The organism is Streptomyces sp. NPDC091292 (genome assembly GCF_044757265.1).
Taxonomy (GTDB): domain Bacteria; phylum Actinomycetota; class Actinomycetes; order Streptomycetales; family Streptomycetaceae; genus Streptomyces.
This window is the reverse complement of sequence record NZ_JBIVUQ010000006.1, coordinates 16,913-31,767: the sequence shown is the minus strand read 5'-3', so window position 1 is coordinate 31,767 and position 14,855 is coordinate 16,913. Positions and strand designations below refer to the sequence as shown.

At 70.6% G+C, this 14,855-nt stretch carries 14 protein-coding genes and 1 pseudogene; 5 read left to right on the top strand and 10 right to left on the bottom strand.

Features of this window, described 5'->3' with window-relative positions; all coding sequences use genetic code 11:
- Window positions 1-142 precede the first annotated feature (142 nt).
- Together ACIQNU_RS18560 and truD are read left to right on the top strand one after the other, a co-directional pair.
- Window positions 143-1,684, top strand: a complete 1,542-nt coding sequence (locus ACIQNU_RS18560; protein WP_401367204.1) for an MFS transporter — start codon at window positions 143-145, stop codon at window positions 1,682-1,684.
- A gap of 2 nt (window positions 1,685-1,686) precedes the next feature.
- Window positions 1,687-2,775: a tRNA pseudouridine(13) synthase TruD gene (gene truD, locus ACIQNU_RS18555; RefSeq protein ID WP_401367201.1), complete on the top strand. Its 1,089-nt coding sequence runs from the start codon at window positions 1,687-1,689 to the stop codon at window positions 2,773-2,775.
- Between the two features lie 43 nt (window positions 2,776-2,818).
- Here the strand turns inward: truD and ACIQNU_RS18550 are convergent, their stop codons facing one another.
- From ACIQNU_RS18550 to ACIQNU_RS18540, 3 genes are all read right to left on the bottom strand, one after another.
- Entirely contained in the window at window positions 2,819-3,439 is a 621-nt protein-coding gene (locus ACIQNU_RS18550; RefSeq protein ID WP_401367198.1) for a GrpB family protein, read from the bottom strand.
- Window positions 3,440-3,506: 67 nt separating this feature from the next.
- Window positions 3,507-4,337 (bottom strand): N-formylglutamate amidohydrolase, encoded by an 831-nt coding sequence (locus ACIQNU_RS18545; protein WP_401367196.1) that lies wholly within the window; start codon window positions 4,335-4,337, stop codon window positions 3,507-3,509.
- Window positions 4,338-4,440: 103 nt separating this feature from the next.
- The gene (locus tag ACIQNU_RS18540; protein WP_401367193.1) at window positions 4,441-5,649 is read right to left on the bottom strand and encodes an MFS transporter; all 1,209 of its coding nucleotides are present in this window, start codon (window positions 5,647-5,649) and stop codon (window positions 4,441-4,443) included.
- Between the two features lie 65 nt (window positions 5,650-5,714).
- Here ACIQNU_RS18540 and ACIQNU_RS18535 point away from each other — a divergent pair, with 65 nt between their 5' ends.
- Complete coding sequence (locus ACIQNU_RS18535; RefSeq protein WP_401367191.1) at window positions 5,715-6,098, top strand: MerR family transcriptional regulator; 384 nt, start codon at window positions 5,715-5,717, stop codon at window positions 6,096-6,098.
- On the opposite strand, the gene ACIQNU_RS18530 is transcribed toward ACIQNU_RS18535, so the two are convergent.
- Entirely contained in the window at window positions 6,095-6,559 is a 465-nt protein-coding gene (locus ACIQNU_RS18530; protein WP_401367188.1) for a hypothetical protein, read from the bottom strand. The two genes, ACIQNU_RS18535 and ACIQNU_RS18530, sit on opposite strands and share 4 nt — an antisense overlap.
- A gap of 67 nt (window positions 6,560-6,626) precedes the next feature.
- Here ACIQNU_RS18530 and ACIQNU_RS18525 point away from each other — a divergent pair.
- Window positions 6,627-7,043, top strand: a pseudogene (locus tag ACIQNU_RS18525) (class I SAM-dependent methyltransferase); the annotation flags it as partial.
- A gap of 84 nt (window positions 7,044-7,127) precedes the next feature.
- Here ACIQNU_RS18525 and ACIQNU_RS18520 read toward each other — a convergent pair.
- The 6 genes from ACIQNU_RS18520 to ACIQNU_RS18495 all read right to left on the bottom strand — a co-directional run bounded on the left by ACIQNU_RS18520 (window position 7,128) and on the right by ACIQNU_RS18495 (window position 13,710).
- Complete coding sequence (locus ACIQNU_RS18520; RefSeq protein WP_401367186.1) at window positions 7,128-8,435, bottom strand: alpha-glucosidase/alpha-galactosidase; 1,308 nt, start codon at window positions 8,433-8,435, stop codon at window positions 7,128-7,130.
- Entirely contained in the window at window positions 8,435-9,442 is a 1,008-nt protein-coding gene (locus ACIQNU_RS18515; RefSeq protein ID WP_401367184.1) for a carbohydrate kinase family protein, read from the bottom strand. The genes ACIQNU_RS18520 and ACIQNU_RS18515 overlap by 1 nt, the downstream gene beginning before the upstream one ends.
- A 60-nt stretch (window positions 9,443-9,502) precedes the next feature.
- The gene (locus tag ACIQNU_RS18510; RefSeq protein WP_401367181.1) at window positions 9,503-10,339 is read right to left on the bottom strand and encodes a carbohydrate ABC transporter permease; all 837 of its coding nucleotides are present in this window, start codon (window positions 10,337-10,339) and stop codon (window positions 9,503-9,505) included.
- Window positions 10,336-11,286, bottom strand: a complete 951-nt coding sequence (locus tag ACIQNU_RS18505) for a carbohydrate ABC transporter permease (RefSeq protein ID WP_401367178.1) — start codon at window positions 11,284-11,286, stop codon at window positions 10,336-10,338. The genes ACIQNU_RS18510 and ACIQNU_RS18505 overlap by 4 nt, the downstream gene beginning before the upstream one ends.
- A gap of 11 nt (window positions 11,287-11,297) precedes the next feature.
- Entirely contained in the window at window positions 11,298-12,611 is a 1,314-nt protein-coding gene (locus ACIQNU_RS18500; protein WP_401367175.1) for an ABC transporter substrate-binding protein, read from the bottom strand.
- Between the two features lie 226 nt (window positions 12,612-12,837).
- The gene (locus ACIQNU_RS18495; protein WP_401367173.1) at window positions 12,838-13,710 is read right to left on the bottom strand and encodes an endo alpha-1,4 polygalactosaminidase; all 873 of its coding nucleotides are present in this window, start codon (window positions 13,708-13,710) and stop codon (window positions 12,838-12,840) included.
- A gap of 254 nt (window positions 13,711-13,964) precedes the next feature.
- On the opposite strand from ACIQNU_RS18495, the gene ACIQNU_RS18490 reads away from it, so the two are divergent.
- Entirely contained in the window at window positions 13,965-14,726 is a 762-nt protein-coding gene (locus ACIQNU_RS18490) for a DeoR/GlpR family DNA-binding transcription regulator (RefSeq protein WP_401367170.1), read from the top strand.
- Window positions 14,727-14,855 lie beyond the last annotated feature (129 nt).

The window sequence follows — 14,855 nt, the reverse complement described above, 5'->3', positions numbered from 1 at the left end:
GAGGTACGACGATTCCGCAAGGGCGCGGGAGAGCCGCGTGCGGCAGGCACCGAAGAACGCCGCACAGCACCTGGCTGACACCCCGTCACTCCTTGCCTTCCGGGCGGTCGGACACTCCCACGACCGATCGGGGCTCCTTTCCTTGAGTCAGACCTACGAGACCGTCCTCCCGGCCCCGGCCGAGGACTCGGCGCAGAGCCGCCGCTACGGCCGCCTCGTCATCTCGGCGACATCCATCACCGCCCTGCTCACCGGCCTCAACACCAGCGGCCTCGACGTCGCGCTGCCCAGCATCACCCGGCACTTCGAGGCATCCGCCGGGCAGGCCAACTGGATCGTGCTCAGCTATCTGCTGTCCGGCACCGTCCTGTTGCTGGTCTGGGGCCGGCTCGCGGACCTGTTCGGACGGCGGCGCCTGTATCTCACCGGGGTCGCCGTGTTCGCCGGGGCCAGCCTCGTCTGCGCCCTCGCCCCGGACGCCCGGTTCCTGATCCTCGGCCGGCTCCTCCAGGGCGTGGGGTCGTCGGCCATCGTCGCCAACACCACGGCGCTGCTCGCCGACTCGTTCCCGCCCGAGCGGCTGCCCAGGGCCCTCGGTGTCAACGCGACACTCATCTCGTCGACCCAGGCGGCCGGGCCCCTGCTCGGCGGCGCCCTCACGAACGTATGGGGCTGGTCGGGGATCTTCTGGGTCAGCGGAGCGACGGGACTTGTCGCGCTCGGCTGGGCGGCCCGCATCCTGCGCCCCGGCTGCCGCTCCGGCTCGTCGGAGAGGTTCGACCTGGCGGGCGCCGCGCTGTCGGTCCTGTTCCTGGGCGGCGGAGCGCTGGCCCTGACCGAGGGCGGCCCGCGAGGGTGGACGAGCGGCACCGTCGTACTGAGCGCGACGGTGGCCCTGTGCGCCCTCGTCGTCTTCCCCGTCGTCCAGAGCCGTCGCCGCTACCCCCTCCTGGACTCCTGGCTGTTCCGGGACCGGCGCCGCGCGATGGCGCTGCTCGCCGCCTTCCTGACGGCGACGTCGTACTTCTCCGTCGTCCTGGTGATGTCCCTCTACCTTCAGACGGTTGAGCACCTGGACGCCCTGTCCGCAGGTTTTCAGGTGATGCTCATGGCCGTCGGTTCCATGCTCACCTCGCCGCTGGCGGGGTACCTGTCCACCCGCCGCCCCGCGCGGCTGGTGGCCAGCGCGGGCACGGCGACCTCCGCGGTGGGCATCGCGCTGCTGGCCCTGGCGCTCGGCCCGCCCGCGCCACCCGCACTCATCGGTCTCGGCCTGTTCCTGACCGGCGCGGGCGCCGGCCTGTTCGGGGTGCCGAACACCGACGAACTCCTGTCCCTGGTGCCGGAGCACCGGCGCGGAATCGCCAACGGCGTCCGGTCGCTGCTCCAGAACATCGGCTATCTGATCAGTACGGTCGTGACGCTCGCGCTGGTCGCCGGACACGGACTGTCCGGCGAAGGCCAGGACACCCGCTCGGACACCCGCTCGCCCGACCTCGACGTGAACGCCGTGACGGACACGTTCGTCGGCCCCTACCGCACGGCGCTGGTGGCCCTGCTCTGCCTGTGCCTCGCGGCCATGGCGGCGTCCCTCCTGCGGGGCTCCGCGCACCCACCGGCCCTCACCCCGGCCCCGGACCGGCCCGGACCGGGGAAATCCGCCCGAACGGAAGGAACGGAGTAGCCATGGAACACCCCGTGGAACACCCTGTCCTCAAGGCCCACGACACCGACTTCGTCGTGCAGGAAAGCCTGGTCCTGCCCGCTCAGGACCATCAGACCGGCCAGTACGGTAAGGACGGCCAGGAGGCCCCGTACCAGTACTTACGGTTACGCAAGCGCGGCTACACCACCTTCGAGGCGGTCGAACGGATAGCCGCCCTCTGCGGTGTTCCCGCCTCCGACCTGTCGACGGCGGGACTCAAGGACGAGGACGCCGTCACCGAACAGCACATCGCGTGCCGGGGCGCACTGGCTCCCGAGGCCGTCACCGAGTTCAACGCCCGTCACGCCTCCGGCGAACGCGCGATGAGCCTCACCGTCCACGGGTACGGCCATCTGGGCCTGAGCGCCGGGCACTTGGAGGGCAACGCGTTCAGGATCACCGTGCGCGGATTGAGCAGCGGTTTCGCCACCGCCCTTGACGCGCTCGGCGAGAGCGCCGAGAACCTGTTCTTCGTCAACTACTACGACACCCAGCGATTCGGCGTGGCCGGCGGCCCCAGGACCACCCACCGGATCGGCGGCGCCCTTCTCGAAAAGGACTACGGGACTGCCCTCGCCCTCGTGCGGGAGTCCCGGTCCTCGGAAGCGGAACAGGCCCGTCTCTTCACCGGAGGGGCCGAGGACTTCTTCGACCGGATCGACCCCCGGGTCCGCGCCTTCTACCTGTGCGCGCACGCCTCGCACCTCTGGAACGGCCAACTGGCCGCGCTCCTCGGGGAGGTGAGCAGCCACCCGCTCGACGAGACGTTCCGGGAAGGCATTCCGTACCTCTTCACGACCCACGGCGACGACGTGCTGGCCCTCCTCCAGAAGGCGACGTCACTGCCCTACGACCGCTACCGCTGGTCGGACGGGCAGATCCGGCGCACCCAGGGCCTGCGCCGGACGGTCGTACAGACCCGTGTCCGGGTGGACCGCACGAGCGAGGACAGCGACACCCCGGGACGGTACGCCTGCGAGATCGCGCTCTTCCTGCCTCCCGGCTGCTACGCCACCAATGCGGTGTCGCAGTGGGTCGCCTGGATCGCCCGTACGGACGCGCCCCGGTAGGCATGCGCGTACAGGCAAGCGCGTACAGGGGTGTCCTACGGTGTCAGGCAGGCCGTGACGAGGTCCGTGGCGTCATCGTGTCGGCCGCCCGCCAGCCCGTGGCCCGCGCCCAGGGTTCGGCGACGGCGACCACGAGGTCGACCACGGGGTCCTTGACATCGGCGTACGTCGCGAGATCGGGCACGGCCCCGGCCAGTACTTGTTTGAACGCGGCGTACGCCGGAACCGCGTCCGGGTGGGCGCGCAGCCAGTCGCGGAAGAGGAGGGCGAGCCGTTCATTGGGGGAACCGGTCACCCGTACATGGAGGTTGACGTCCGGCTCCCGGTGCCCGCGCCGGACCCACAGCCGCTTCGTCCAGCGGGCCGGGTCGTCGTCACTGCCGGCCGGGACATGGTCCTGACGGTACGGCGTCAGCTCGAAACCACGGTCGGCCAGCGGTCGGACGAAGGCGTCCTGCGCCTCCTGGAGGTCGCGGACGCCGGCCTGGAGGTCGAAGACGGGCTTCGCCGCCATGCCGGGCACCGCCGTACTGCCGATGTGTTCGACGTGCAGCGCGAGCGGACTGAGCAGGTCGTACAGGTCGGCGGTCAGGGCCTGACCCTGCGCGGTCCACGCGGGGTCGAAGTCGGCCACTACGAGGTCGGGGGGAATGTCCTTGGGCACCGGGCGAGTGTAGAGCCTCCCCGCGGGCCGACCGCGAACTTGCCGGTCCCACCCCATGAGTGAGGGGTCACTCGTCAGGGCCGGACACGGTGTCGACCAGTTCCGCCAGCGCGGCGGCCAGGTGGTCGAGTCCGGGTCCGGCCGGGCCGCCGGGCTCCGTCATGTAGCGGTCCCGGCGGATCTCGATCATCAGCGCACTCACCCGGGCGTCCCGTCCGTAGAACTCCAGCGGGACATACGTACCGGCGAACGGGCTGTCGATCCCCGTGCCCCCGAAGCCCTCGAAGGCGGTGCGCGCCGCCGCGAGCAGACCGGGCGGGGTGTGGAAGGCGTCGGTGCCCAGGCAGACCGGGGGCCGCGGTCCGTCGCCGTGCAGTTCATAGGGGAGCGGCCGTGTCGGATACGAGTGCACGTCCACGACGACGGCGCGCCCGGTGGTGGCCAGCCGGTCGGCGACCGCATCTGTCATCGCCCGCGCGTACGGGGTGAAGTACCGGTCGATCAGCGGCGCCGGATCCATGCCGTCCGGGCGCAGGGGCTCGCGGTGCGTGGTGCGGGTGTACACGGCGCCCATGCCGGCGGCGAGCATCTCCTCACGCTCGTCGGGGAAGCGTTCGGGGTCGACCACCAGACGGGACAGTGTGTTGACGAAGCGCCAGGGTGTGACCGGCGCCGAGTGGGCCGCCGACGCGGCCAGTTCGGCGGTGTGCGCGTCGGTGATGTGGTCGAGTTCGCGCCTGAGCGTGTCGTCGTCCAGCACGATGCCCTCACGCACCGGGGCCGGGATCACCCGCGAGGAGTGCGGCACATGAAGGATCACAGGGGACAGCGGATCCCCGGGCAGGAGCCGGAACGAGGGCTCGGACGGCGGTGGAAGGGTGTCGGACGGGTCGTTCACGGGCGCTTCGGCTCCTTCTCCTAGGACGGGATCGGCCCCGATGGGCGACGGGAGACACACCGTAGAGCCTGACGGCGCGTGCCCCGCCCGCCCGATGCCGGCCTCACCTCCTGTCGGCGGGGAAGCCGTGGGCGCGAGCAGCGATGACGACGGCCAGTACCGGCACCAGGAGCGCCACTACGGTCCACGGGAAGGAGGTGGCGCCGAGGGTGTCGAGGAGGATGCCGCCGGCGATTCCTCCGCCCGCCATGGCCGCGTTCCACAGCGTCACGAGCGCGGCCTGGGCGGCGTCGGCCGATTCGCCTCCGGCATCGGCGACGGCGGTTTGCAGGAGGGTCGGCACACCGCCCCAGCCGAGGCCCCACAGCAGGACCGCGACGTACACGAGCGCGGGGCTGTCGGCCGGTACGGCCAGGGCCGCGGCGCCCGTGCCGACGAGGAGCGTGCTGCCCAGGGTGAGGAGACGCAGCCGCCGCTCGATGTGGGCGGCCACGCACCAGATGCCCACCAGCGACGCGGCGCCGAAGACCAGCAGCACCAGGTCGGTGGACCGGGCCATGCCGACGTGGTCGAGGAAGGCGGCGATGTACGAGTAGAGGACGGTGTGGCCCAGGACGAAGACCAGCGTGACGAACAGGACGGGCGGCACCCCCGGCACGCGCAGGGCCCGCAGCACCTTGGGCCTGCCCTCGGGCCGCCGCCCCGGGAAGTCCGGGACCGCCCCGGTGATCCACGCGAGCAGGACCAGGGTGAGCCCGGTCATGATCAGGAAGGCCACCCGCCAGCCCAGTGTCCTGCCGACGAAGGTTCCGGCGGGCACGCCCAGCGACAGGGCGACCGGGATGCCCGCCATGGCGACGGCGACGGCCTTGCCCTGGAGGTGAACCGGCGCCATGCGGCGGGCATACCCGGCAAGGAGCGCCCAGGCGAGGCCCCCGGCCACACCGGCCACGAACCGGGCCGCCAGGGTGAGGGGGTAGTGCGACGACAGCGCCGTGACCGTATTGGCGACGGCGAACACGCCCATGGCCGTCAGCAGCAGCCGCTTGCGCCGCCATGCCGCTGTCGCGGCGGCGAGCGGAATCGCCGTCAGGGCGGTCCCGATCGCGTAGACGGTGACCGTCTGCCCGGTCGCGGACTCCGGGACGCCGAGGTCGGAACTCATCGCGGGCAGGACGCCCGCGGGAAGCGTCTCGGTCAGGCAGGTGACGAAGACGGCCGTGGCCAGCGCGAGGAGCGCCGCCATCGGGAGCTTGTCGCTCTGTGCCGGTACGGGGGTGTCAACTGCGGGGTTCACGCTCTGCGTTGGCATGGCACGTATGCTCAAACCCTCACACCTATGTGAAGGTCAAACCGGTGAGATGTGAGGTGGAGCACATGCGGATCGGGGAGTTGTCCGAGCGGACAGCCACGTCCCGCCGACTGTTGCGGTACTACGAGGAGCAGGGCCTGATCATCTCCCAGCGCTGCGCGAACGGCTACCGCGCCTACGACGAGCGGCTGGTGGACCGGGTCCTCCAGATCAGGGGGCTGCTCGACGCCGGGCTGCCGACCCGCATCATCAAGCAGATCCTTCCCTGCCTCGACAAGCCACGCTCCATCGTCTTCGCCGACGCGACACCCGACATGCTCGCCACCCTGGAACAGGAACGCGACCGCATGACCGACCGCATCGACTGCCTGATCCGCAACAGGGACGCGGTCGCCGCCTACCTCGACGCGGTCCGCACCCACAACGACCAGCAGGGGGCGGTTTCCTAGAGGTGGCGGCGGGCCGTCCTGACGAAGGTGTCGATCAACTCCCGGGTGGCGTTCCGGCGGGCGACGATGTCGTCGCGGTCCTCCGCGTCATTGAGGGTGCCGATCGCCGTGAACGCGTCGACGGCGACACCGAGCAGTTCGGGCTGAACGGTGATCAGCTGGAGTTGGAACAAGGCGTGCTGAGTACGGGAGCGCAGCTCGAACGACCGTCCACGCAGGGTGACTTCGTCGTCGGCGTCGCGACCCTCATGCACGCAGAACCAGTGGTGCAGCATGGCCTGGCGGAAGTCGACGAGAAGACCGGCGTACGAGCCGAAGACGTCCAGCCGCTCCTGGCGCAGCCGTTCCTCGCGAGCACTCTGCTCCATGCGCCGCGCCGACCGCTGCTGGAACACATGCGTCACCGTCGACCCCAACAGCGTGCCGAGAACGGCGATGACGCTCGTGAGTATGGCGTTCATGCAGCCCTATGCAACCAGACCTTCCTCGGCCGGCCCATCCAGTCCCGCGCCGCCTACCTTTGACCGCATGCCGGACGAATGCTTCCAGGACCCGCGGCTCGCCGCCGTCTACGACCCGCTCGACCCCGACCGAGGCGATCTCGACGCGTATCTCGGGATGGCGAAGGAGTTCGGGGCGCTGCGGGTGCTGGACATCGGGTGCGGGACAGGGGTGTTCGCGCTGCTGCTGGCCGGGCGCGGCATCGAAGTCGTCGGTGTCGATCCCGCCGGGGCCTCCCTCGACGTGGCCCGCGCCAAGCCGGGCGCCGAGCGGGTGCGCTGGATCCACGGGAACGCGACAGCCCTGCCACCGCTGCGGGTGGACCTCGCCACCATGACGGCGAACGTCGCCCAGGCCATCGCCGACCCGCAGCTATGGCAGACCACTCTGCGCGCCGCCTACCAAGCCCTGCGCCCCGGCGGACACCTCGTCTTCGAGACCCGGCGAGGACGTGCGCGGCGCTCCCGACCGTCCCGGCCGGGAGTTCGTCTTCGTCGCCCGGCGCCCGGAGAGTGGCGGATCCCGACGTCAGGTGTCCAGTACCGCCCGTAGCGAAGGCTGAAGTGCGGCCCCGTGCGCGTGGACCATGTCGTCGCACAGGCTCCAGATCTGTTCCACCGGGAGGGCGGCGGCGGTGGCGGGATCGGTCATCGCGGCGTGGCGGATGTGCCGGGGCTCGTCCTCCAGGGCGGCCCTGACCACCAGGTCGTTCATGCTCAGATACGTGCGGTTGAGCGCCGCCAACTGGGCGGGGAGTTCACCCGCGCGCGTGGGCTGCACCCCCGACGCGTCCACCAGGCACGGCACTTCGACGGTGCCGCTCGCCGGGAGGTTCGTGATCAGACCGTGGTTCGGGACGTTTCCGTAGACCGTGCGGGGTGTGCCGGTGGTGATGCTGTGGATGATCTGCGGCGCGTACTCCATGGTCCCCTCGACCGGCAGCGGCGCCCCGTCGACGAGGGCCGCGCGCGTCTTCTCGTACGCGGCGACGTTCTCGTCGACGATGCCGAGGTACGCCCCGACGGGCAGCCGCAGCCGCTCGATCTCCTCCGTGTGGTGCAGATACCAGGGGACGTATTCGGCGGAGTGCTCGCTCGTTTCGGTGGGGTAGTAACCGAGTCGCCGGTACATGTCGACGCGGACGCGTCGCCGTAGCTGCGGGTCCTCGGCGATGAGGGCGTCCAGGCGTGGGTAGAGGTCCTGGCCCTCGTGCTCGAAACGCAGCACCCACGCCTGGTGGTTGACCCCCGCGGCCCGGTAGGTGATCTCCTCGTACGGGACGCTGAGCAGCGCGGACAGGTCACGCATCGTCCAGTACACCGAGTGGCACAGACCCACCACACGGGTCAGGCCGGTCGCCTGCGTGAGGTACTGGACGTTCATCGCCATCGGGTTGGTGTAGTTGAGCAGCCACGCGTCGGGGCACACCGCCCCGATGTCCTCGCCGAGCGCCTTGAGCACCGGGAAGGTGCGCAGCGCGCGGAAGATGCCACCGATGCCGAGGGTGTCGCCGATCGTCTGCCGCACGCCGTAGCGCGCGGGCACGTCGAAGTCGGTCCGGGTGGCGTCCCGCATCCCCACCTGGATGATGTTGACGACGAAGTCGGCGCCGTCGAGTGCCGCGCGCCGCTCGGCGTGCGCGGTGATCCGGGGACCCGCCCCGAGATGGTCCGCTATGTGCCGCGCCGCGCCCTCGGCGGTGGCGAGCCGGTCCGCGTCGATGTCGTGCAGTGCGATGTGCACATCACGGAGTGCGTCGAAGGCGAAGAGGTCCGCGAGCAGGCCCTGGGTGAACACGACGCTTCCGGCGCCGATGAACGCGATCTTGGTGGTCATCACTGGTTCTTTCCGTTGCGGGTGGTGGCGGCCATGGCCTCGTCCCAGGTGGGCTGGGCGCCTGTGCCGCCGTGGGCCCTGGTGGACAGCGCGCCGCACGCGGCGGCGAAGGCGAGGGCGTCGCTCGCGCCGAGACCGGACAGGGTCGCGGCGACGAAACCGGCGTCGAAGCTGTCGCCGGCGCCGACGGTGTCCCGTGGCTCCACGGGAACGGGCGCGGCCCGCCGCAGGGTGCGCCCGTCATGGCTGAGCGCACCGTCGGCGCCGGTCTTGACCACGACGAGAGGGCCGGCGGCGGCCAACTCCCGTGCCGCCGCCACGACATCGGCGTCCGAGCCGCCCTCCCGGTGCCCGGCGTCGACCACACCCGACAGGGCCAGCGCTTCCCGGGCGTTCGGCAGCAGGATGTCGGTGACGGCGAGGAGATCGGTGAGCCCGGCGGAGCGCCATCGCCCGGCCGGGTCGTCGTTCGTGTCCAGCGATGTGGTCGCGCCATGGACACGGGCCGTACGGAACAGCGCGGGCAGTGCGTCGGCCAGCTTCGGCATCAGGAAGTACGAGGCCGCGTGCACATGACGGCTGCCGGTCAGCAGTACCTCGGGCACGTCGTCGGGCCCGGTGTCGGCGAGCGTGCCGGGCGCGGTGAGGATCGCCCGGTCCGCACCGCGCGTGACCACCGCGGTGAGCGGGCTCGGCAGCGTCGGATCGAGGCGCAGGGCGCCCGTGTCCACCCCGCGCGCGGACAGGGCGTCCCGGACGAAACGGCCCGCGTCGTCATCCCCGACCCGCCCCGCGAACGCCACCCGCAGCCCGAGACGTGCGGCACCGCACGCCATGATCGCGGCCGAACCGCCCAGCGTGAGCAGCCCGGTGGCGACCAACTGCTCGCGCTGCCCGAAGGCGAGCGGGGCGTCCAGCGGGCCGACGACGACATCGGGGTTGGCGTCGCCGACGACCAGCAGGTCGAAGTCGAAGGAGTCGAAGGAGTCGAAGGAGGAGTACGGCATCAGACATGCTTCCTGTGATCGTGGTGAGAGAGGGCGGCGGCCCTTCAGCCCTTCAGCCCTTCAGCCCTTGAGTCCGCTGGACGTGATCGACTGGATGAACGACTTCTGGGCGCCGAGGAAGGCGAGCAGCACCGGAAGCACGGTGAGCACATTGCCCGCCATCACCGCCGACCACTTGGTGTGATGCTGCCCCTGAAAGGTCGTCAGCCCGAGTTGGAGTGTGTACTGCGTGTCGTGGTTGATGGCGATGAGCGGCCAGGTCAGATCGTTCCAGGTGGTGAGGAATGTCAGCACGGCCACGGTGGCGAGCGCGGGCCGGGACAGCGGCAGGACGACCAGGAACAGCACCCGCAGCCGCGAACACCCGTCGATCCAGGCGGCCTCCTCCAACTCCCGTGGCAGCGAGAGGAAGAACTGCCGCAGCAGGAACACCGCGAAGGGGGTGACCAGCGACGGCACGATCAGCGCACCGAGCGTGTCGATGAGACCGAGCCGCTTCATCACCAGGAACGTCGGGATCATCGTCAACTGGAACGGGATCGCCATCGTCGCCAGCATCAGCCCGAGCACCACCCGGGACCCGCCGAACCGCATCCGCGCGAACGCGTACCCACCGAGCGCCCCGAACACCAGATTGGACACCACGGCGACCAGGGACACGATCAGTGAGTTGGCGAACCAGCGCGGGAACATCGCGTTGCCCAGGACATACCGGTAGCCACCGAAGTCGAGATGCGAGGGCCACAGCGCGGGCGGGAACCGGTTGATCTCGGCGTTGCTCATCACCGAACTCACCAGGAGCCACAGCAGCGGCACCGCGAACAGCAGCGCGAGCGGCGCCAGCAGCAGATGCCACCCGCTGAACGGCAACCGTGGCCGGGGGGATGTCGCGGTCATCGTGCCGCTCCTTCCGGACGGCGGTGTTCGAGGCGCCGCGCACCCCGTACCACCGCGGCGATCACGAGGAGGGCCACCGCGAGCGCGTACGCCGCCGCCGCGCCGTACCCCGCGGTGAAGTTCTTGAACGCCTGCTCCCAGATGAAGTAGACGATCACGGTGGTCGAGCCGAGCGGCCCGCCCTTGGTGGTGACGTACACGAGGTCGAAGACCTGGAGGGAGTTGATGGTCTGCCACAGCAGCAGGAACACACTGACCGGCGTGATCGTCGGCAGCGTGACGTGCCGCAGCAGATGCCACCGCCCCGCGCCGTCGAGCCGCGCCGCCTCGATCAGCGACGCTGGTACGTCCTGGAGCGCCGCGAGATACACCACCACACAGAACCCGGTGCCGCTCCACAGCGAGATCGCCACCAGCACGAACAGCGCCTGCCCGGGATCGGTGAGGAAGCCCTGCGGGGAGAGGCCGAGCGCGTGCAGCACCGAGTTGGCGGCCCCGAACTCCGGGTCGAGGATGAACGAGAACAGCACGCCCTGCGCGGTCGCCGAGATCACGAACGGCACGAAGAACAGCGTCCGGTACAGGCCGACCAGCCGGATACGCCGGTTCAGCGCGAGCGCCAGGGCCAGACCCAGAACGAGGCTGAGCGGCACGTACAACGCCGTGTACAGCAGGGTGTTGCGGACCGCCTGGCTGAAATGCGGGTCCTGCGCCAGCGCGCTGTAGTTGTCGACACCGACCCAGCGGCCGGGCGTGACCAGGTCGTCGGCGCGGAACGACAGGAGCAGCGACCAGACGACGGGCAGCACACCCAGGCCGAGGATGATCACGACCGAGGGCGAGAGGAACGCCCAGGCGGTCGCGGATTCCCGGCGCCGGCGGGAGCGCCGGGTGCGTGGTCGGGGACCGGAGTCGGGGAGGGTGAGCGGGGTGGGCAGACGGGGCATGGGACGGCTCCTCAACGCGGTATGAGCAGAGCGGCGTTGGCCTCGTCGGCGCAGTCGCGCAGCGCGTCGGCCGGTGACTTCCGGCCCAGCAGCACCGCGGTGACGGCCTGTCCGAGCGCCTGCGAGATCTGGGGATAGGCCGGATGCGCAGGCCGTACCCGCGCCGACTCCAGGGCCTTGGTGAACACCGAAAGACCCTCCGTACGCGCGCTCTGCTCCCGCCACTCGGGCAGCCGCTGCGTCGGCCTGCTCAGCGGCAGACTGCCCGCCTCGATGTCCCAGCGGACGTCCTGCGCGGGCTGCCGCAGCCAGGTCAGGAACGTGCGCGCGGCACGGACCCGGGCCTCGCCGTTGTCGAACACGGTCCACGTGTCGGGACCGGAGATCGTCAGCGGCCGGCCGCTGTAGCTGGGCAGCGGCACCACGTGGTAGTCGATCTTCGCCTGCGCGATGTCGGGCAACTGCCACGGCCCGGTGACGACCATGCCCATCCGGCCCGACAGGAAGACCTGGTACATCTGCTCGCTGCCGGGCTTCGGATCGACGTACACACTCCTGTCCCGCACGAGCTGCGCGACGGTCTCCAAGGCACGCACGCCGGTGTCCTCGAAGCCGATGGCGCGGCCGTCGTCCGCGATGACCTCGCCGCCGAGATCCCAGATCATCGGCCACAGCCGCCACACGGTGTCCTCGTCGCCGACCCCCGGCCACCCGGTGCCGAAGACACCCCGGCCGCTGCCGGTGAGCCGTTTCGCCGTCGCGGTGAAGTCCTGCCAGGTCCAGCCCGCTTCCGGCAGTGGCACCCCGGCGGCGCGGAACAGCTTCTTGTCGCAGACCACGGCGAGCGAGTCGAGCAGCGCGGGCGCGGCGCGCACCCGCCCGTTGATCGTGACGGCCTGCCGCGCCGGCGCCCAGTAGTCGTTCCACGGCGTGGGACCTGAGCGCACGGAGTCGGTGAGGTCGACCACCTGAGGGCTGCGGGCGACACTCGCGAGGTCCGAACCGAAGACATACGCGATGTCCGGGTACGAGCCCGAGGCCAGCGCCGCGGTCACCTTCTGGAGCATCGCGTCCGCGAGGACACCGCCGCCGGGATCGACCCGGATACCGGGATGGGTGCGGTTGAACTCCGTCACCAGGCGCTGGATCGCGGCCCGCCCGGTGTCGGTCTGGCCGTGCCACAGCTCGACCGTGACCCGGCCGTCGGCGCCGACCCCGTCACTCGCGCCCCCGCCGCACCCCGCCAGCAGCGAGGCCGCCGCCGCGCCGGACAACAGCCCCGCGCCCCGGCGCAGTACGGCACGGCGCGAGGAAACACCGGACATGCGACGACGACCCACAGCCATCGGAACCTCCAGAGGGAACACACGACGAGACAGGGCGGGACACGAAGGGCCCGAGGGGCGCGACTTGAGAGAGAGAGGGGGGCGGGCGTGCCCCCGGTGTGCCGAGCCGAGCCGAGCCGGGCCGGGCGGTCGGAGCCGTTCCGACCCCGTACCGACCCCGTACCGACCCGTTCCGACCCGGCACACCGGACGGATTCCGCGACGGTCAGCAGGTCCGCCGCACGTACCCGGAGCTGCCGGCCGGCGACACATCGAGATCCCGCTGCACGATGCTCAGGCGGGAGCCCCACCCGGAGCAGGCCGCGGTCAGACCCTTGTTGGTGTACTCGATCACCACGACGTGATCCCCGTACGCGGCCGTGTACATGTCGCACTCGTCCCAGGTGCCGCACTCCTCGGCGACGGCGAAGTCGAGCCCGGTCTGCGCGTGCGCACCGGTCAGTTCAGCCGCATTCTTCTGGGCGATCGCCAGACCCTTGCTGTGGGCGCGCGCCGAGAGCAGCGTGATGTACGACTTGGCCTGGGCCTTGGTGAGGAGCCCCTTGGAGCGGTCGTAGCTGTCGTAGTTGTCGGGCTCCACTGCCTGGAAGCCCTTGGCCGCGCAGGAGTCGATCCAGCCGCCCACCTTGGCGGCGACGCGCTGCCGCTTGTCCGCGGTACGCAGGTCGAGCAGGGCCTCGCCCCAGTCGCCGTCGTAGACGATCTTGCCGCTCGCGTCCCGGAGCAGCAGGTCGGCGTCCCAGGAGGACTCGGCGCCGGGCTGCGCCTGGAAGGCGTTGACGTAACAGATGTTGTACAGACCTGCCGCCGGTGACGCCTCGTGGTCGCGGCTGACCACACTCACTCCGGCGGGCGGGGTGTAGGCCCCGCCGATCTGGTAGTCGAACCCGGCGTGCACCGGGGGGAGGGACACGGAGGCCGCGGCGGATGTGGTGGGGGTGAGGGTGGGGGTGGAGGAGGCGGGTGTCGCTCCCGCGAGTGCCGACGCGAACAGCAGGGCCGTGGTGGCCGCGGCTGCGGATGCGAGGGAGGCGGACCATCGATGAGATCGACGAGATCGGGCACGGTTGAGGCTCATCAGCGAGCTCCAGAAGGTTGGAGGGTACGTCCCCGCCTCGGACGCTGACAGCGATCCTGGCGACTTTGTCCGGGCTTGCGGCATTTCGTTTCCGCCGCGTACCGGCTGGGCGTACCTCTGGCACCGGCAGCTCGACTCCGGCGCTGCCGGGAGTAAAGCGCGCACGATTCCGCGTGTCAACCGTCCGATCCTGCGCACTCCGTGTCCATACGCTCATCTCGGCACGGTGTGACCTGCGGGCTATGCTCCGTTCCATGCTGAGAACCGAGCGTCACGCGCGGATACTTGAGCAGGTCTCCGAGAAGAACAGCGTCGACGTCAACGAACTGGCGCGCCTGCTCGACGTCTCCGGAGCCACCATCCGGCGCGATCTGCAGGACCTGAGCCGACGCCATCTGCTGCGCCGCACACACGGTGGCGCGGCGGTGGGCAGCATCGGCCTGGAAGCGCCGCTGCAACACCGCACCGAGCGCTGCCGCCCGGAGAAACGCGCCATCGCCAAGGCCGCCGCCGCGCTGGTGCCCGAGGGTGCGGTCGTCGGTATGACCGGGGGCAGCACGGTGACCGAGGTGGCCCGGCTGCTCGCCGACCGGGGAGCCGTCACCATCGTGACGAACGCCGTGAACATCGCGGCGGAGCTGGTGCTGCACAAGGACGTCACGCTGGTCGTCATCGGTGGCCACGCCCGCGCGACCAGCTACGAACTCGTCGGCCCCATCGCCGAGAAGACCCTCGCCGACCACCACATCGACATCACCTTCCTCGGCGTCGACGGCATCAGCGCGGACCACGGCTGTACGACGCACGACCAGCTCGAAGCGGCCACGGACCGCGCCTTCGCCGACGCCAGCAGCCGGACCGTCGTCGTCGCGGACCACTCGAAGATCGGCCGCAGCACCTTCGCCAAGATCTGCCCGCTGTCTCGGGTCCATCACCTGATCACGGACGCGAGCGCGCCCGAAGCGGAACTCGCGCGGATCCGGACGAGCGGCGTCCCGGTGATCACCGCCGAGTAGGCAGAGCCGCGCCGACCCCCTGTATTGAAAAGGTTCAATCGGGGGCGGGGGCTGTCATCGGGCTCAACGCCCGTACCCTCACGCCGAATATCCCCATCACGCGAGACCGCTGTCGAGGCTGCCGTATGT